This window comes from Providencia sneebia DSM 19967 (assembly GCF_000314895.2).
Classification (GTDB): domain Bacteria; phylum Pseudomonadota; class Gammaproteobacteria; order Enterobacterales; family Enterobacteriaceae; genus Providencia; species Providencia sneebia.
Genome location: NZ_CM001773.1, coordinates 273,503 through 293,414, shown reverse-complemented (window position 1 = coordinate 293,414; position 19,912 = coordinate 273,503). Strand labels below are relative to the sequence as shown.

General features: G+C 40.6%; 14 protein-coding genes. 5 read left to right on the top strand and 9 right to left on the bottom strand.

Going from position 1 to position 19,912, the window contains the following annotated elements; translation table 11 throughout:
* Positions 1-279 precede the first annotated feature (279 nt).
* The 5 genes from hslU to priA all read right to left on the bottom strand — a co-directional run bounded on the left by hslU (position 280) and on the right by priA (position 6,887).
* Positions 280-1,614, bottom strand: coding sequence for an HslU--HslV peptidase ATPase subunit (gene hslU, locus OO7_RS01025; RefSeq protein ID WP_008914099.1), 1,335 nt, complete (start codon positions 1,612-1,614; stop codon positions 280-282).
* Positions 1,615-1,625: 11 nt separating this feature from the next.
* Positions 1,626-2,156 (bottom strand): ATP-dependent protease subunit HslV, encoded by a 531-nt coding sequence (gene hslV / locus OO7_RS01020; protein WP_008914098.1) that lies wholly within the window; start codon positions 2,154-2,156, stop codon positions 1,626-1,628.
* Positions 2,157-2,358: 202 nt separating this feature from the next.
* Complete coding sequence (gene ftsN / locus OO7_RS01015; RefSeq protein WP_008914097.1) at positions 2,359-3,183, bottom strand: cell division protein FtsN; 825 nt, start codon at positions 3,181-3,183, stop codon at positions 2,359-2,361.
* A gap of 186 nt (positions 3,184-3,369) precedes the next feature.
* Positions 3,370-4,398 (bottom strand): DNA-binding transcriptional regulator CytR, encoded by a 1,029-nt coding sequence (gene cytR, locus OO7_RS01010; protein ID WP_008914096.1) that lies wholly within the window; start codon positions 4,396-4,398, stop codon positions 3,370-3,372.
* A 290-nt stretch (positions 4,399-4,688) separates the two neighbouring features.
* On the bottom strand, positions 4,689-6,887 hold the full coding sequence (gene priA / locus OO7_RS01005) for a primosomal protein N' (protein ID WP_008914095.1): 2,199 nt from the start codon (positions 6,885-6,887) through the stop codon (positions 4,689-4,691).
* Between the two features lie 217 nt (positions 6,888-7,104).
* Between priA and rpmE the strand changes: the two genes are divergently transcribed.
* Positions 7,105-7,320, top strand: coding sequence for a 50S ribosomal protein L31 (gene rpmE / locus OO7_RS01000; protein ID WP_006816263.1), 216 nt, complete (start codon positions 7,105-7,107; stop codon positions 7,318-7,320).
* Between the two features lie 120 nt (positions 7,321-7,440).
* Here the strand turns inward: rpmE and OO7_RS00995 are convergent, their stop codons facing one another.
* Positions 7,441-8,190 carry a hypothetical protein gene (locus OO7_RS00995; protein ID WP_008914094.1) on the bottom strand — a complete coding sequence of 250 codons (750 nt, stop codon included), beginning with the start codon at positions 8,188-8,190 and terminating at the stop codon, positions 7,441-7,443.
* A 280-nt stretch (positions 8,191-8,470) separates the two neighbouring features.
* The gene (metJ, locus tag OO7_RS00990; protein WP_008914093.1) at positions 8,471-8,788 is read right to left on the bottom strand and encodes a met regulon transcriptional regulator MetJ; all 318 of its coding nucleotides are present in this window, start codon (positions 8,786-8,788) and stop codon (positions 8,471-8,473) included.
* Positions 8,789-9,103: 315 nt separating this feature from the next.
* Here metJ and metB point away from each other — a divergent pair, with 315 nt between their 5' ends.
* The 3 genes from metB to ppc all read left to right on the top strand — a co-directional run bounded on the left by metB (position 9,104) and on the right by ppc (position 15,781).
* Positions 9,104-10,264 (top strand): cystathionine gamma-synthase, encoded by a 1,161-nt coding sequence (gene metB, locus OO7_RS00985; protein ID WP_008914092.1) that lies wholly within the window; start codon positions 9,104-9,106, stop codon positions 10,262-10,264.
* A gap of 11 nt (positions 10,265-10,275) precedes the next feature.
* Positions 10,276-12,717 carry a bifunctional aspartate kinase/homoserine dehydrogenase II gene (locus OO7_RS00980; RefSeq protein ID WP_008914091.1) on the top strand — a complete coding sequence of 814 codons (2,442 nt, stop codon included), beginning with the start codon at positions 10,276-10,278 and terminating at the stop codon, positions 12,715-12,717.
* 424 nt (positions 12,718-13,141) lie between these two features.
* Complete coding sequence (ppc, locus tag OO7_RS00975) at positions 13,142-15,781, top strand: phosphoenolpyruvate carboxylase (RefSeq protein ID WP_008914090.1); 2,640 nt, start codon at positions 13,142-13,144, stop codon at positions 15,779-15,781.
* A gap of 235 nt (positions 15,782-16,016) precedes the next feature.
* On the opposite strand, the gene gadC is transcribed toward ppc, so the two are convergent.
* Positions 16,017-17,585, bottom strand: coding sequence for a glutamate/gamma-aminobutyrate antiporter (gene gadC, locus OO7_RS00970; RefSeq protein WP_008914089.1), 1,569 nt, complete (start codon positions 17,583-17,585; stop codon positions 16,017-16,019).
* 105 nt (positions 17,586-17,690) lie between these two features.
* The gene (gene gad / locus OO7_RS00965) at positions 17,691-19,088 is read right to left on the bottom strand and encodes a glutamate decarboxylase (RefSeq protein WP_008914088.1); all 1,398 of its coding nucleotides are present in this window, start codon (positions 19,086-19,088) and stop codon (positions 17,691-17,693) included.
* 662 nt (positions 19,089-19,750) lie between these two features.
* Here gad and tnpA point away from each other — a divergent pair.
* A partial coding sequence (tnpA, locus tag OO7_RS17585) for an IS66 family insertion sequence element accessory protein TnpA (protein WP_008914087.1) occupies positions 19,751-19,912 on the top strand: 162 nt, incomplete at its 3' end.

Genomic DNA, 19,912 nt, shown 5'->3' with positions numbered 1-19,912 from the left:
TCAATAATTTCACAGGTTTGTTATGTTCAATATTATTATGGCCTTTCATATTTTAACGCTTAATTATTATGGTTATATGATAAAACGGATAGCTTTACGCAATGTCTATCATTGACCAAAAAGCGGTTATGTCAGGCTGAAACTGATAGTCAAAAGTACAGCTAATTACACATCATTAGCTGTACTTTATATACTCTGAGTCTAAAGTCTATAAGCAAATCAGACTTATTGAGTAGTGACGTCGGTTAAGGATACATGAAAACCTGATAATAAATAAGCTTATAAAATAAATCTGCTTAAATCTTCATCAGCAACAAGCGCATCTAAGTGCTGTTTCACATATTCAGCATTAATCTCAATAGATTGTCCACTGCGCTCACTTGCATCATAGGAAATATCTTCCATTAAGCGCTCTAGTACAGTATGTAGACGGCGCGCACCGATGTTTTCAGTTGATTCATTCACTTGCCAAGCTGCCTCAGCAATACGACGGATACCATCAGCAGTAAACTCAATAGAAACACCTTCAGTTGCCATCAGTGCTTTATATTGTTCAGTTAATGAAGCGCTTGGTTCAGTCAGGATGCGCACAAAATCTTCTGTCGTCAGTGCTTGTAGTTCAACACGAATAGGCAGACGACCTTGTAATTCAGGAATTAAATCTGATGGACTAGAAACTTGGAAAGCACCTGATGCGATAAACAGAATATGATCGGTTTTCACCATGCCGTGTTTTGTGGAAACAGTACAACCTTCAATCAGTGGTAACAGATCGCGTTGAACGCCTTCACGGGAAACATCTGGCCCTGAGCTTTGACCACCACGTTTACAAATTTTGTCGAATTCATCAATAAAGACAATTCCGTGTTGCTCAACAGCTTCGATTGCTTGTTCTTTCAGCTCTTCAGGATTAACAAGTTTAGCCGCTTCTTCTTCTACCAGAAGCTTAAAGGCTTCTTTGATAGGCATTTTGCGTGCTTTTTGTTTTTGTCCTGCAAGATTTTGGAACATAGATTGCAGCTGGTTTGTCATCTCTTCCATACCTGGAGGAGCCATGATTTCAACGCCCATAGGTGTTGCTGCAACTTCAATTTCAATCTCTTTATCGTCTAGTTGGCCTTCACGCAATTTTTTACGGAATGATTGACGAGCGGGTGATTGTTCATCAACAGATTCATTTTGTCCCCAGCTATTTTTAGCAGGTGGGATCAAAACATCAAGAATACGCTCTTCGGCAAGTTCTTCTGCGCGATGACGATTTTTTTCAATGGATTGTTGGCGAACCATTTTGACAGCTGAATCCGCTAAATCACGGATGATCGAGTCGACTTCTTTACCAACATAGCCAACTTCGGTGAATTTGGTCGCTTCTACCTTGATAAACGGTGCATTAGCTAATTTAGCGAGGCGGCGAGCAATTTCGGTTTTACCCACACCAGTAGGACCAATCATTAAAATATTTTTTGGTGTAACTTCGTGGCGTAAGGTTTCATTTAATTGCATACGGCGCCAGCGGTTACGCAGGGCTATTGCGACGGAGCGCTTAGCTTTATTTTGACCAATAATGTAGTTGTCGAGTTCACTAACTATTTCGCGAGGGGTCATTTCGGACATGCTGGCAATCCTTAAGATTTCGAAGAAATTTCTTCAAAGTTAACATTGTGGTTGGTATAGATGCAGATATCGCCTGCGATGGATAATGCTTTTTCAGCAATTTCACGAGCAGTTAATTCTGTATTTTCAAGCAGAGCACGAGCCGCAGATTGCGCATATGGACCGCCTGAACCTATAGCAATTAAATCATTCTCCGGTTGAACAACATCACCATTACCCGTAATGATTAAGGAGGTGTGTTCATCTGCAACCGCGAGTAGTGCTTCGAGCTTGCGTAGCATACGGTCGGTACGCCAATCTTTAGCAAGTTCAACAGCGGCCTTAGTTAAATGGCCTTGATGTAATTCAAGCTTACGCTCAAATAGTTCGAAAAGTGTGAACGCGTCTGCGGTGCCACCGGCAAATCCTGCAATAACTTTATCGTTATATAAGCGGCGAACTTTGCGGACATTGCCTTTCATGACGGTATTACCCATCGTCGCCTGCCCATCTCCACCAATTACGACTTGGCCATTACGGCGAACACTTACGATTGTTGTCATGAGTTAGCCCCTGATTTTTTGACGAAAATAATACGGTATATAATACTCATTGAAGGTTAATTGCATGGAAATTTATGTGTAATTTACCTGTCATTTAACCATTCTGAGTCTATCTATTCTTAGGCACTGACAAAAATCAGTGCCTTAAATAATTGCTCTTAATAGTACGTAAATTAGTACATGGGGGATGAGGGGGGTATTTTCAACCCCCTGAAGCACGAAGAATGCAACCAGATACACCAGCACCATTTGCGCGATCGCGCATTTTTTCCGCAGTGGGCTTAGTATAAGGCCCAAGAACAATGCGATACCAGCCGCCACCTTCTGCAATTCGGCTTTCAATTCCAGAGAAAGCCAGTGTTGCTTGAACGGATTCCGCTTGGCTAGATGTTCTAAAAGAGCCGCATTGTACTAGCATATTCTGTAAATTATTCACAGGCTTAGTTTCTGACTGTGCAGGCTTCGTGATGGGTTGTGCTGGTTTTTCAGCGATGATTTCCGTTTTTTTCTCAGTTGGTGCAGCAGTCTTGCGCTGTACTGGTGGATTCACAGGTTGAGTGGGTTCATTAATGATAACTTGTGAACGCGGAACTGGCTGACCGTTATACGGAATTTCCGGTAGATTAGTCACAGGTTGGCGCCTGTCTGAATCAATTTGCTCCAGAAGTTGACGTTGTTCCGGTGTTAGGTCGTTTTGGCGAATAATATTGCTGCCTGTATTATTCGGCGTTGACACACTTGGCATCTCGACACCCCGACTTTCCAGCTCTTTTTTATAGCGCCAGCGCTCTTCTGGTTTTGGGGGCAGCTTATTTTCAGGTTTTGTTGTGGGATGTGCAGTGGTTTCCTGCGGTGCATCTTTTTTATTTTGGGTGATAAAATAGAGGCCACCAACAAACAAAACAACAATAGCAACGGCAACGATTAATGTCGCCATTGGTAGTCCTTGTGTTTTTTTCTTTTTGCCTTTACTGTTTTTTCGGCGGGCAGGTGAGCGCCCTCGAGCTACATAATCTTTCTGTGCCACACTATTAGTTCACTAGGTTATAAAGTCGTTACACCCGTCTTACTTCAAACTGCTTGTTATCCGCATTTATCGACGAAGCTTACAATTCGAGTAATATTGAATTGTATTACCATTCACCTATTACTCGAGCGATTTTATGTCATTGTCTATTTTGCATGACATGTTACTTAACCTGAATAGCTTTGCCTAGCTTTTCGGCGCTTTTGTACTTTCTCTGATAATTAAATCAGAATCAAGGAGACGTGAACCTGGGTTCACATTATTACCTTGCAGCTCTTCAAGTAACAGTAACATAGCATGACGACCAATTTCATCACGAGGATGATTAATCGTTGTTAGCGCTGGAAGCGTATATTTCGCTAATTCCAAATTATCAAAGCCAACAATAGATAAATCATCTGGTAATGTTAAGCCTTGTTTTTTCGCTTGCCACATAGCGCCAATTGCCATGATGTCACTATGGCAGAAAATGGCTGTTGGCGGTTCTGGTAGTTCAAGTAGCTGTTTGAGCGCTTCAGCACCACTTTCATGAGAAAAATCACCGCGCACAATATACTCTTCGCGCAATCTTTCTCCTGTACGAAGCATGGCTTTTTTATAGCCTTCTAAGCGGTATTGGCTGTGTGGCATATTTTCAGGGCCTGCAATACAGGCGATGCGCTTATGACCCAGCTGTTGTAGATAATGTGTGGCATTGAAAGCCGCGGTTAAGTTATCAATATGTACGGTAGGTAACTTAAGCTCAGGAGAGAACTCATTAGCCATGACAATAGGGGGTAAATTTTTCTGTTCTTCTGTAGAAACATCAAAAGGCAAATTTGAACCAAGTAGCACCATGCCATCAATCTGTTTTGTGATAATCAAATTAATAAAAGCATTCTCTTGTTTTTGCTGATGTTTACAGTCACCGATAAGCACAAAATAGCCTTCTTGTGCGGCCACTTTCTCAAGTCCACAGATCACATCACTAAAGAAAGGATCACTGATATCAGGGACGATCGCTAAAATTGTTTTTGATTCATTGCGTTTGTAGCTCCGAGCAAGGTTATGCGGATAATAACCAACATCCATCACAGCTTGTTCCACTTTTTGACGAGTTTGCAAGGAGACTTTTTCAGGATTCATTAAGGTTCTGGAGACAGTGGCTGTTGATACTCCAGCGGCACTCGCCACATCTTTCATAGTTGCAGTACCATTATGTTTTTTATGTTCCACAACGCCTTCCTTACGTTACTTTTTAGTTAATCGATTGCTTTTTAAATGACGTCATTACTCGTTGTCTTAATAAAAACCATTCTAAATGGTTTAACAAGAAGATCTGTTACCTAGTTTACATAAAAAATGTGATGGGCATCATTTTTTAGATGTGCTTCGCAAATATTAAAAATAGTTATTTCGCCTGAGAAGCGTTTTTGGCTCAATATTTGACCTAAGGTGAGTATAATTAATTCAGCTAGGTGATCAATTTTCACCATTTTTGTTTATTTTGCTCATGATAAAATGAATTAACAATCTGTTGGGTCAACATCGATATTCCATTTTACTTTGCGGCTTTCGGGCTGCTTTTGTAATTCAGGTAAAATTTGGGCAGCAAATTGCTGTAAGTAAGCACGCGAAGGGTGCTGTAATAATAGTTGCCAGCGAAAACGACCACCTCGTTTGGCTTGTATTGCGGGAGCGGGGCCTAAAATCCATAATCTTGGATCATATTTTGGATGTTCAGAAATGTAGTGTCGGACTTTTTGTAAAAATTGTCGTGCATCGTGATTATTATGATCTTCTGAGCGGATCATGATATGGCTTGTAAAAGGCGGCAACATAGCAACTCGGCGCTCCTCAATCGCTTCGTGAGCAAATGGCGCGTAGCCTTTTTCTAAAAGCGTTAACAAAAGAGGATGCTCTGGGTGGTGAGTTTGTAAAAAAACCTCACCTTGTTTGCCTGCTCGGCCTGCCCGACCTGATACTTGAACATACAGCTGGGCAAAACGTTCTGCTGCTCTAAAATCACTTGAAAATAGTGCACCATCAACATCTAACAAAGCAACAAGGGTAACATCTGGAAAATGATGACCTTTCGCAAGCATTTGAGTACCAATTAAGATGCGCGCACCACCGGCATAAACGTCATTTAAATGTTGCTCAAGTTCCCCTTTTCGGCTTGTTGTGTCGCGATCAATACGTGTCACAGGAATATCTGGGAATAGGGCTGTTATCCCTTCCTCAAGCTGCTCTGTTCCCATGCCAACAGGAACCAAATTTGTTGAACCGCAATCAGGGCATTGGCGAGGAACAGGGCGTTGGCTATCACATTGGTGGCAGCGCAATTGATGGAAATTTTGGTGTAACGTGTAGTAATGATCGCAGCGCGGACATTCCGCTATCCAGCCACATTCATGGCAAATTAAGGCAGGTGAAAATCCACGACGATTTAAAAATAAAATCACCTGATTATTTTGCGCAAGATGTTCTTGGATATGCTGAATGAGCAGATGAGATAGGCCAAACTTTAAAGGTTGCCCTTTTAAATCAATTAAATGTTGGGTGGCAGGACGCGCATTACCTGCTCGTAAAGTTAAATTAAGCTGGCGGTATTTATTCTGCTGAACATTGACTAGCGTTTCTAATGAAGGTGTTGCGGTTCCCATAATAATAGGAATATTTTCTTTTTTGGCACGAAATACCGCTAAATCGCGCGCATGATACCGCCAGCCATCTTGCTGTTTATAGGATGAATCATGTTCTTCATCAATAATGATGATCCCCAAATTGGCAAAAGGTGTAAACAAGGCGGAACGTGTACCAATAATCATTGCAGTGGAACCTTGTTTGGCTCGTAACCAAACAGCTAATCGTTCACTATCATTAAGGCTTGAGTGCAAAACATCAATGGGAGCTTGAAAACGTTCGCGAAAGCGACTGATGGTTTGAGGCGTTAAACCAATTTCGGGAACTAGAATTAATGCTTGCCGACCTTGCGCAAGAATATTTTCTAGCACACTTAGGTAAACTTCAGTTTTTCCTGAGCCGGTAATTCCTGCCAACAACCAAGGTGAAAATTCATTATCTTGTGCGCGAATTGCTCCCACCGCAGTTGCTTGCTCACTGTTTAATTTCAACCTTTCACCTTTGACGTAGAAATTAGGCTGCCATTTTTCGGTGACAGGTTGTACAGGATGTAATTCAACAAACTCTTTCTTTTTTAGCGCTTGTAAGGCACTTTCACTTAATTCTAACTCGTTAACTTGATGGCGATAAATGGCGTTCCGCCGTAATACAGCAAGTGCTTGTTGCTGTTTTGGTGAGCGTTTTAATGCATTAATATCTGTTTCAAGCCCGAGCGGAGTGACTTGCCATTGCCAAATTGGTGAGAATTCAGCGGCTTTTCCTTGGCGCAGTAAAATAGGCAAAGCATGAAAAAGAACTTCACCAATTGGGTAATGATAATACTTGGCGGACCACAGCAGAAGTTGCCATAAGTCGTCGGGAAATAAGGTTTCATGATCAAGTACTAATTCAACCGCTTTGAGCTGTTCTTCCGAGAATTCACTTGATTGACTGTGATTGACAACAACACCAAGTGCTTGTCGTTTACCAAAAGGCACCATGACTCGCCCACCAATTGGTGGAATTGGCATATTGTTAGATAAGCAATAATCAAATGTGTGATTTAAGGGAACAGGTAAAGCAACCTGAACAACGATCATAGCTGGATTTCCGTCTGTTTTTTGTGCGACCATGAAAGAACTAATTTGCTAGAGTACCACAAAAATTGGGCAATATTCATTGCGTAATAAATAGATTTTCTGTATGATCCGCCGCCTTTGGTAGCATTTTTACCGATACGATATTTTTAATCAACACGACGTGTGGTGTCCAGCGTTAGGCCTGGAATGGCGACACGGCCTTAATCGAGGTTTTCCCATGAAAAAAGGTATTCACCCAAAATACGAAGAAATTACTGCAACTTGTTCTTGCGGTAATGTTATGAAAATCAACTCAACAGCAGGTCACTCTTTGAACCTGGACGTTTGTGGTAACTGCCACCCGTTCTATACTGGTAAACAACGTGACGTTGCTACTGGTGGTCGTGTTGATCGCTTCAACCAGCGTTTCAGCATTCCAGGTGCTAAGAAGTAATCAAGCCTGTAAAAAGAGGTCTTTGATCGACTTCTTTTGGAATGCGCTGGATATCAGCATTGAAGTCAATTCGGTGGCTGATACAAAAAAACCTGTTCAAGTGAACAGGTTTTTGCTTTTTTAGCGCTTAGTACAAGGTGCGGGAGCATATTTTGTGTCTGCTGGAAACGGGTTTGCATCGCAATCAGGTAACGCTTCTTTCACTTCAAATATGGCCATGCCAATGACGCCAATATTGCGTTCATCACCTTGCCTATTTTGGTTGACATAGGCATTTTCTGGTGTGGTGAAACGAAACGCGGCGACTTCTTGGCTACTTTTGCGGAAACCATCAATTTCTACTTGCTTACCCGGGCGGATTAAATAACCACTATTGCGGAATGATCCCGCTTGTCCATTTAGTACATCTAACCCATCGACAGTGGTGACAGCCTCATAAGTTCTTTTTCTATCATTGTTTGCAATACGCAGGCTATAACGCATCCCATCTAAGGCTGGCAATATATAGCGACCTTGTTTATCTCTGTACAACGGCATTGGCTGCCCCTTTTCTTCATTGATCACTTGGATAATTAGCGGTGATAATGGGATTGCGGTTTGTGTATAGACATGGCTAGGAACAAGTTCACCGCGATAATGAATAGTCAGTGAATCATAAGGTGTTTGGCTAAGGCGTATTGCCCTAACACTTTGCACTGATGACTGAATATCTTCTCCCCATTGAGTCCCTAATGTTTGCGGGGCAGAGGATTCTGTTACTGCCGATGAGTGATCATTATCTGCTATATGTCGAGGATAAGATGTACATCCTGCTGTAATCAGTAATGTTATCCCTAAAATTGGTGTAATCATTTGAATAGGTGATTTCATGGCATGGCCTATTTATTTTTATCAACGTTGGAGATTGAGTGTAGATAAATATGCGGGATAAAGATTGGGAGAGCTCTGAAAGAGAAATTAATCAGATTATTCTTTGTATTGTGAGATGAAATTAGCTTGAAATACCGAATTTCAGAATCGAAATATTGATGAATGTTATGAAAACATTCAGGGATATATAGGCCTGTCACAAAAAGGATTAGATAAAAATTTAAACCATTTTTGTGACAAGCCTATACCATTAATGAGCAAATAAGGCGATTTAGCCTTATTAATATTCCCAAGTTTCAGGATCAATATTTAATTCGCGCATGATCTCTTTTGCAGCTTCAGGAATTTCATCACTGCGCTCTTTTCGCAAATCATCATCATTTGGTAGTGGTTGACCTGTGAAGGCATGCAGGAAAGCTTCACACAGTAATTCACTGTTGGTTGCATGACGCAAATTATTGATTTGTCGACGAGTACGCTCATCAGTTAAGATTTTAAGTACCTTTAATGGAATCGATACTGTGATCTTTTTTACTTGCTCACTTTTTTTGCCATGTTCAGCATACGGACTGACATATTCACCGTTCCATTCAGCCATGAGTTACCTTGGTTATTTTCATCAATTATCAAAAAATAATATATCTATTATTTTGTTTGAGAAACAAAATGTTGTGACTCAAGCTGCGAAATAGACACATAAGTTAAAATCAGTATATATCAACCTTTTAATATTTTTCTAAAAATTAATAGGTTAGCTTATTCTTCAAAATGTATGGTCAGATGACACATAATTATTCTGGGTGATTATTCCACTACTTAATATAAACGTAAAGGTGTTTAGATGTCTAGATGTATTGACGTCTAAATATTGGTTGGGTATTATTTGCTGCACGATTAATCAGGAGAAGCGTTTATGGCCTACAAACCGTCGACTACCGCCATTCATAATGGATTAAACGATGATGCGCAGTTTGGTTGCGTTGTCCCACCTATTTATTTGTCCAGCACCTATAATTTTACGGATTTTAATGAGCCGCGCGAACATGACTATTCACGTCGTGGAAATCCGGGGCGTGATATTGTACAAAAAACCTTGGCGCAGCTTGAAGGTGGTCATAGTGCGGTAATGACAAATAGCGGTATGTCAGCATTGCATCTCCTGTGTACAGTATTTTTACAGCCCGGTGATTTACTGGTTGCGCCCCATGATTGTTACGGTGGAAGTTACCGTTTATTTAATAGTCAGCATCAACGTGGCGCATATCAAGTTCAATTTGTTGATCAAAATAATGAGGCGGAATTACAGGCAGCATTAGAGAAAAAACCAAAATTAGTTTTAATTGAAACGCCAAGCAACCCATTATTGCGTATTTATGATATTGAAAAAATTGCCCAACAAGCCCATGACACTGGAGCACTTGTCGCGGTTGACAATACGTTTCTCAGCCCGATATTACAGCAACCATTAGCACTTGGGGCTGATTTTGTGATTCATTCTTGTACAAAATATCTTAATGGTCATTCAGATATTATTGCCGGTGCCATCATTGCGAAAGATGAAAAATGGGCAGAAGAATTGGCGTGGTGGGCAAACAATATTGGTGTTACGGGCGGGGCATTTGATAGCTATTTGCTACTAAGAGGGATCAGAACACTTTCCCCTCGGATAAAACAACAACAGAGTAATGCGCAAGAATTAGTAAATTATCTGAAAGCTCAATCGCAAGTAAAGAAGTTATATTATCCTGGATTACTTGACCATACTGGGCATGATATTGCCGTGAAACAACAAAAAGGTTTTGGCGCTATGCTAAGTTTTGAATTTAGCGGAGATGAAAGCCAATTACGCCGTTTTTTACGAGCGTTAACCTTATTTACGCTTGCAGAATCATTGGGTGGCGTTGAAACATTGATTTCACACACCGCGACAATGACGCATGCAGGTATGTCAGCTGAAGCACGTGCAGAAGCTGGCATTACAGATAGTTTATTGCGGATCTCGGTGGGTCTTGAAGATCCATCAGATCTTATCGCAGATTTAGAAAATGCATTTAAGGTTGCAGCGCAATACTAGTGGAGTGTTTGATGAGCGTACTGACAGCAGGTGAGGCGGGTGCATATCACCGCCAGTTACATAAGTTTGGGGGTAGTAGTTTAGCGGATGCAAAATGTTATCAGCGAGTTGCCAATATCATGGCTAATTATAGTCAATCGGGTGACTTAATGGTGGTTTCTGCTGCTGGCAGTACAACGAATCAATTAATTAATTGGTTAAAGCTCAGTCAAAGTGACCGAATTTCTGCCCATCAAGCTCAACAATATTTACGGCGCTATCAACAAGAGTTAATTACTGAATTATTGCCAGAAAACAAAGCAGATGAATTGAATAATTTATTTGTTAAAGATTTAGAACGCTTAAGTGAATTATTAGACCAGCCAATGAATGATGCCGCTTATGCTGAAGTCGTCGGTCATGGGGAAATTTGGTCTGCTCGCTTAATGTCTGCTGTGCTACAAGAATCCGGAATGGCAAGCACTTGGCTGGATGCGCGCACTTTTTTACGGGCAGAAAGAGCGGCTCAACCTCAAGTTGAAGAGTCGACATCACGCCAGCTTTTGCAACATATTCTTGTGCAATATCCGCAATACCGCCTTGTTGTGACAGGTTTTATTTCACGTAACCAAGCTGGCGAAACTGTTCTGTTAGGGCGCAATGGGAGCGACTATTCTGCGACTCAAATTGGTGCATTAGCCGATGTTGAGAAAGTCACCATTTGGAGTGATGTTGCGGGGGTTTATAGCGCGGACCCACGTAAAGTAAAAGATGCATGTTTATTGCCGTTGTTGCGTCTTGATGAAGCGAGTGAATTAGCCCGTCTTGCAGCACCAGTATTACATACGCGTACATTACAACCCGTGTCTGGCAGTAATATTGATTTGCAATTGAAGTGTAGCTATCAACCAGAACAAGGTTCGACCAAGATTGAGCGCGTTTTAGCATCCGGAACAGGCGCTAAAATTGTCACTAGCCATGATGAAGTCTGTTTAATTGAATTAAGAATTGCTCAAGGGCGTGATTTTAATCAGATTTATAAAGATATTGATTTGTTACTCAAACGCGTGCAATTGAAGCCATTAGCGCTCGGTATTCATCATGATCGCAATTTACTGCAATTTTGTTATACCTCTGAGCTTGTTGAAAGTGCATTAAATATTCTGGAAGAGGCGACATTCCCAGGCACACTTTCATTACGTGAAGGCTTTTCTGTTGTGGCTTTAGTGGGCGCGGGGGTATGTAAAAATCCGCTGCACAGCCACCGTTTTTATGAAGAGCTTAAAGATCAACCTGTTGAGTTTGTTTGGCATTCTGAAGATGGCATTAGCTTAGTGGCTGTATTGCGCAGCAATCAAACCAATCATCTTATTCAAGGAATGCACCAAAGTTTATTTCGTGCAGAAAAACGGATTGGATTAGTGCTCTTTGGTAAGGGAAACATTGGGGCTCGTTGGTTGGAATTATTCGCCGCTGAGCAGCCAAATATTTCTGCTCGCAGTGATTTTGATTTTGTGCTGGCTGGTGTAGTGGATAGCAAGCGTAGTTTATTAAATTATCAAGGTATTGACCCAAGCCATGCTTTAGCTTTTTTTGATGATGAGGCCGTTGAACATCAAGAAGATGACCTATTTTTATGGATGAGATCTCATCCTTATGATGATTTAGTGGTACTGGATGTTACGGCAAGCGCAGTGCTTGCCGATAATTATGTCGATTTTGCTAGTTATGGTTTTCATATCATTAGTGCGAATAAAATTGCGGGTGCAGCGCCCACATATCAGTATCGGCAAATTCGAGATGCTTTTGCGAAAACGGGTCGACACTGGCTATACAATGCAACAGTAGGTGCTGGATTACCAATTAACCATACTGTACGCGACCTAAAAGAGAGCGGGGATACCATACTTTCAATCAGTGGTATTTTTTCAGGCACCTTATCTTGGTTATTCTTACAATTTGATGGTGCAGTCCCTTTTAGTGAATTAGTTGAACAGGCATGGCAGCAAGGTCTAACGGAACCTGATCCGCGTATTGACCTTTCTGGACAAGACGTGATGCGCAAATTAATGATTTTAGCGCGTGAGGCGGGTTATGAAATAGAGCCGAATGATGTACGGGTTGAATCATTAGTTTCAGCGCAAGCCGCAGCAGGTTCATTGGATGACTTCTTTGAAAATAGTGCAGCGATAAACGAGCAGATGCAGCAACGTTTGGAAGCTGCGCAAGAAATGGGCATGGTATTGCGCTATGTCGCACGATTTGATGCAGTCAAAAAACGTGCTCGTGTAGGTGTTGAAGCCGTAAAACCGGATCATCCTCTTGCATCATTACTGCCCGGTGACAATATATTTGCAATAGAAAGCCGCTGGTATCGGGATAACCCATTAGTGATACGCGGGCCGGGCGCTGGTCGTGATGTGACCGCTGGGGCAATTCAGTCTGATCTAAATCGCTTGTCACAATTGTTATAACGACAATTATTATAACGACTATTTTTATCGAAATATCTCTTATTGAAGCATCGGCTTGTATGTCGATGCTTGTCTTAACATCATAAATTCAATGATTATTTTTACCATCTTATTCTAATAATTTAATTCTTAAGCAATATTCATGGCTTAAAAGTGCTGAATCGACGATACATTGCGCTGAAACAAGGTATGAATAAGCAAAACTAATAAAAATAGTGGTGTAATTAAATTTTAGAAAAATCCCCCAAATTGTTTTTTTTCTGATATCTATATAGAGGCAAGGGTAAATTTGGTAGTTGTGTCACAAAATAGTAATTCTATCGCAGCTAACTGAAATTTTATTACAGGAAATTGGATTGTAGTTTGTTATGCCCCTTTATTTAATGGGAAACATTCTGCTCAAAGAAACAAGGTCAGGAGTCTCATGAATCAGCAATATTCCGCAATGCGCAGTAATGTTAGTATGCTGGGTAAGCTACTCGGCGATACAATCAAGGAAGCTTTGGGTGAGGATATCCTCGATAAAGTTGAGTCTATTCGTCGATTATCGAAGTCCTCTCGTGCCGGTAATGAGGAACAGCGTCAGCAATTACTTGTGACGTTACAGAATCTCTCTAATGACGAGCTACTCCCTGTTGCTCGAGCATTTAACCAATTTTTAAACCTGACAAATGTGGCCGAGCAATATCACAGCATTTCACCCCATGGTGAAGCTGCAAGCAATCCGGTTGCACTCAAAAATTTATTCAGCCGCTTAAAAGAAAAGCATTTTACTGACAAAGATATTCATAAAGCGGTAGAACAACTCTCGATAGAGTTAGTGCTAACGGCACATCCAACTGAAATTGCTCGTCGTACATTGATCCATAAATTAGTGGAGGTAAATAACTGTTTATCTCAGCTTGATCATGACGACCTTGCCGATTATGAACGTAATAACATTATGCGCCGTTTGCGTCAGTTAGTTGCACAATCTTGGCATACCGATGAAATTCGTAAAATTCGCCCAACACCAATTGAAGAAGCTAAATGGGGTTTTGCTGTTGTTGAAAATTCGTTGTGGGAAGGCGTACCAGCATTCTTACGCGAATTTAATGAGCAGTTAGAGGAATCTATTGGCGCTTCTTTACCGGTTGAAGCTAATCCCGTTCGTTTCACCTCTTGGATGGGCGGTGACCGCGATGGTAACCCAAATGTAACCGCAGAAGTCACTCGTCATGTTCTACTGCTAAGTCGATGGAAGGCGGCTGATCTATTCTTAAAAGATATTCAGATACTGGTTTCTGAATTATCCATGACAGAAGCGACACCAGAATTGAAAGCCCTCGCTGGTGGTGATGATGTTGATGAACCTTATCGCCAAATCGCTAAAAATCTCCGTAGCCAGCTATTTTCCACATTAGAATACCTTGAGCGTTGCGTTAAAGGGGAGCAAGTTTTACCTCCGGCTGATTTACTGACGGATAATGCGCAGCTCTGGGATCCGTTATATGCGTGCTATCAATCATTAAAAGCATGTGGAATGAGCATTATTGCGAATGGACAATTACTTGATACATTGCGCCGTATTCGTAGCTTTGGCTTACAATTAGTCCGTATTGATGTGCGCCAAGAAAGTACGCGTCACACTGAAGCGCTCTCTGAATTAACGCAATATCTTGGTTTAGGTGATTATGCCGCTTGGCCGGAAGAGCAAAAACAAGAATTTTTGTTATCTGAATTGCAATCTCGCCGTCCATTAATACCGCGTGATTGGCAACCTAGCCCAGAAACTGCGGAAGTTTTTGATACATGTCGTGTGATAGCTGAATCTAAAAATGATTCAATTGCCGCTTATGTTATTTCGATGGCAAAAGTCCCTTCAGATGTGCTGGCAGTAAAACTTTTATTGAAAGAGGCTGGTGCTTGTATTCGTCTGCCTGTTGCACCGTTATTTGAAACGCTTGAAGATTTAAATAATGCGCAAAGTGTCATGACACGCCTATTAAGCATTGATTGGTATCGTGAGCTTATTGATGATCGTCAGATGGTGATGATTGGCTATTCTGATTCAGCAAAAGATGCGGGTGTGATGGCAGCATCATGGGCACAGTATCGCGCACAAGATGCATTAATTAAGCTGTGTGAAAAAGAAGGGGTGACTTTAACACTGTTCCATGGACGTGGGGGCACTATTGGTCGTGGTGGTGCACCAGCGCATTCTGCTCTGTTATCACAACCACCAGGAAGTTTAAAAGGTGGTCTGCGAGTGACTGAACAAGGGGAGATGATCCGCTTTAAATTTGGTCTACCGCAAGTGGCAATTAGCAGCCTTGCGTTATATGCCAGTGCTATTCTGGAAGCTAACCTACTGCCGCCGCCAGAGCCAAAACAAGAGTGGAAAGAGGTGATGGATTCACTCTCTGAAGTTTCTTGTGCAATGTATCGCGATTATGTTCGTGAACAACCTGATTTTGTGCCGTATTTCCGCGCGGCCACACCAGAACTAGAGTTGGGTAAATTGCCATTAGGATCGCGTCCCGCAAAACGTCGCCCAACAGGTGGTGTTGAAACTTTACGTGCTATTCCTTGGATTTTTGCTTGGACTCAAAATCGCTTGATGCTTCCTGCATGGCTAGGTGCGGGTGCAGCATTGAAATATGTGATTGAGAAGGAACATAAACAAGCTGTTTTGGATGAAATGTGGTCAGAATGGCCATTCTTTAATACGCGTATTGCAATGTTGGAAATGGTGTATGCAAAAGCTGACTTATGGCTGGCGGAATATTATGACCAGCGCTTAGTTGATAAACGCCTCTGGCCATTAGGTAAAAAATTGCGCGAGCAGCTTTCTGAAGATATTAAAAGTGTATTGGCTGTTTCAAAAGATGAAGCATTGATGGCAGATTTACCTTGGATTGCTGAATCTATCGCACTTCGTAACGTGTATACAGATCCACTCAATGTGTTACAAGCTGAATTACTTCATCGTTCACGCCAACAAGAACAACCGGATCCACGCGTTGAACTTGCCCTTATGGTGACAATTGCAGGTGTTGCTGCGGGGATGAGAAATACAGGTTAGTGTTGAGTATTCAATAAAAAAGTAAGAGGGCTGCCAATGGCAGCCCTGAGGTTGTTGACAAAGCGGGATAAAAGCGTGGTTTTTCCCGCTTTGTGTTATCAGTCGAAAATCAATGTATTGATTTTCCTTGCTTATTTTCAAAACCTATATGACTTGCCGCCAAACATAATATGTTTGTCAGCAGTCTGAGGGCTGCCAATGGCAGCCCTCTTTTTGTCACAAGTTAATACAAAAACTATTTTGTTTCTGTAGAGGTTTTATTTTGCACATCATTTGGTTGCTTATCATTAGAAATTAAATGATAAGGCGCACGCGCACGTGGGTGAATAAAGAAGTGATTTTTCGGTGCATTATGCGTTTTGATATGTACCATTGTGACATCTGTTGTTTTGCCTTTTTTATTATGGAAAGCATAAATAATAAAGGGCAGTAGGAAAATAATGATGAAGCAGACCGCCAGTAACGTGACATATGTTTCACTATTTGCGCCATTAGGCAATGAACTAGGCGGGAAGAAGGAAACAATAAACGCGAGAATAGAGATAATTAATCCCGCAGATGCCACAATTATCTTGAAGTTTTTTCCACCAGGAATATTGAATACACGTTTTTTCTCAGGTTGTTTACGAACTAAGTGAATATAGCCTAAAAACAACATGAAGTAGCTACACAGGTAAATCACCACGGTTAATGCTAATGCGATGAGGAAAGACATATTTCCGCCGCCACCCGTATTGGTTAATACGATAATAGCAACAGTAGTGATCAGTAGTTGAGAAATAACGAGTGTAACTGGTACACCGTTTTTATTCACTTTTGCGAAGCTTTTCGGCAAGATGCCTTTTTGTGCCGCAACATACATGCCCCTTGATGGGCCGACAATCCAAGAGGCAATTTCTGCCAGTACACCAAGTAGTAATAAAGCCGCAATAATACGAACTGCCCAACCAAGTGTAGAATCAAAGTGCAAAACTAAAACATTAAATGTTTGCACAACACCTGCGGATAAGTTGATTTCATTATTAGGAATGACGGAGGCAACAGACAAACCACCAATCGAGCTTAAACAAATAGCAGCAATCATTAATAAAATCATCGCAAGCGGATAATCTCTGCCTGGATTTTTCATTTCATTGACGTGCGTTGCAGAAGCTTCAACACCCATATAACTCAAAATAAAGGCAACAAAGACAACCAATGTACCAATTTGAGTAAAATCAGGGAAAAAGGTTGATGCGCTTATTTCAATGGCGAGTGGAGCACCACTTGCTAAATAGCTGATGGCTAAAATGACAAGGATCAGTGCAGGTAATAGGATACCCGCGAAAAAACCGACTTTTGCGATGGTAGCAGTATATTTTGTTCCACCAAATTGGCTAAAGGCGAGCACCCATAAAATAATCAGAGCAGCAACTGTTTTGGTAATAGGGTCTGTATTTAATTCGGGCCAATTTAAAATGTAAGATAGCGCACCTAATACAAAATACAGCATTGGAATAAAACCGACCGCAATTTGTAAATAACCAAATGATATTGCTGCAAATCCCCAACGTTCACCCAATGTGTTAGAAACCCAAGCAAAAATCCCGCCATCTTCCCAACCTTCTACTGTTGCCATTTCTGCTGCACACAGTGCAACGGGAATAAACCACAATATCCCGCCTAATAGTAAGAAAAAAACTAAACTGAAGCCTGAGGTAGCAAATGTCGGATATTCGTACACCGCCATTACCATTGAGGCTGTAATAGCAAAAAAGCCCAATAAAGTTAGCTGTTTTGCTGCTGGAGCTGTCGTTGTCGCCATAGATATTCTCCCGAAAATACATTCAGCAAAATCAATGTAGGTTTGATATCAAAATAGGCTAGAGAACGTGGGGTGCTCTCTAGCCTGATTTCTGATAAAGAATGATTAGCTGTGGTTAAAACCGCCGCCTTCTTTCTCAGTTAAAGGGCTACTAACAGGATGTTTATCGAAATATTCAAGTGTTCGTTTGAAGTCTGCAATCAGCAAGTCTGCGAGGTCTAAGCTGACACCATGACGAACTAGAATGCGTTGGACAACTAAGTCCTCACGATTAGCAGGCATTGAATAAGCTGGCACTTGCCATCCGCGGCTGCGTAACTTATCCGCGACATCGTAGAGTGAATAATTCGTTTTAGCGCCATCTTTCAGTTTCCAAGCAATTGCAGGGATACCTTTTTGGCTATCGCCATCAAATAACATTTCGAATGGACCTAATTTTTCAATTTCACGCGCAAGATACTGAGCTGTTGCATAACAGGCATTGTGAATTTTTGCGTAACCATCACGGCCTAAGCGCAAGAAGTTGTAATATTGCGCGATAATTTGTCCACCAGGACGGGAGAAGTTCAGTGCAAATGTTGGCATGTTGCCGCCTAAATAGTTCACATTGAAGATTAGCTCTTCTGGTAGATCTTTGGCTTCACGCCATACAACCCAACCCGCCCCTAATGGTGCTAAACCAAATTTGTGTCCTGAAGAGTTGATTGATTTAACCCGCGGTAAACGGAAATCCCACTCCAGAGTTGGTGCGCAGAATGGTGCAAGGAAACCACCACTTGCTCCATCAACATGGATAGGAATATCAAGCCCCGTCTCTTTTTGCAGTTTATCTAATGCATCATGGACGGCTTTGACGGGTTCATATTGGCAAGTAAATGTGACGCCAAGTGTTGGCACAACTCCGATAGTATTTTCGTCAACACGTTTGAGCACTTCTTCTGGATTCATGATGAGACGATCGCCTTCTAAAGGAATTTCTCGTAACTCAACATCAAAATAACGTGCGAACTTATGCCAACATATTTGTACCGGCCCGCAGATGAGGTTTGGTTTATCAGTCGGTTTACCTTCAGCTGCACGTTTTTTACGCCATTGCCATTTCAATGCTAATCCACCTAACATGGCGGCTTCAGATGAACCAATAGTTGAGCAACCTAAAGTATTTTCTGCATCAGGTGAATGCCACAGTTCTGCAATCATATGCACACAGCGATTTTCAATTTCCGCTGTTTGTGGATATTCATCTTTATCAATCATATTTTTATCAATGGATAAATTCATTAATTCGCGAATTTCATCATCAACCCAAGTTTGACAAAATGTCGCTAAATTTTGTCGAGAATTACCATCTAACATTAATTCATCACGTACGGCACTAAATACGTTGCGAGGATCACTTTCTTTTGTTGGAAATTGAGTTTTAGGCAATGTTTGAGATAATTCTAATGACCCATAAACATCATCAATTTCACTATATTTCTGCTTTAATGCATCTTTGTTCATATTAAATGTTTCCTTAATAGTAATAGGTCAATTATGGAGATTGAATATAAATTCTACATAAATATAAACTAGGGAAATCAATTTAACAAAGTAATATTTATAGGGTTATTTTTTAATGTAAAAATAAAGATAATTTTATTATTCAAAATATGATTAATATATTTTTATTCTCTTTTGTGTTTATTGTGATGATTATATAAATATCATAAATTTAGCTTAAGCGGTATTTATGTATTAAAAAATATCGTTTAATATCAATGTGATATTTATTTTTAATAAATACGCTGTTTTAATTATTCAAGCTATCTTATTAAATACATTGATTAWTTTTAAATTTAATTTCAATATTAAACTATTATGCTATGTTAATTTATTGTTTAATAATATATAGAAATAAAACTAATTTTAAATTTGTAAGTATTTATAAAATTTTCATAATTATATCAAATATGATTATCAAATAATGAATAATCACATTTAAATCATTTATTGATAATTTTATTTTGATTGCATAAATACGTTATTTATTCATTGTTTGTGTTTTTTAATTATAATTAAATATATTTCTTTATATATTTAATTTTTAATGGTAAGCGGTTAATGAACCACACATACTAAACAAACTCGTCATTTGCCATAGTAGCTTTTTCATTGGAGGGACTATGGAACAACAAAGTAAACGAGAATACTGGGCTGCAATTCTAGAGCAGCAACGACAAAGTAATTTAGGCATTAAGCAGTTTTGCTCGGAGCAAAACATAAGCTATCAGACTTTTCACTATTGGTCGAAAAAGCTCACGCAATCCGAGCCTGAAACCAGGGTT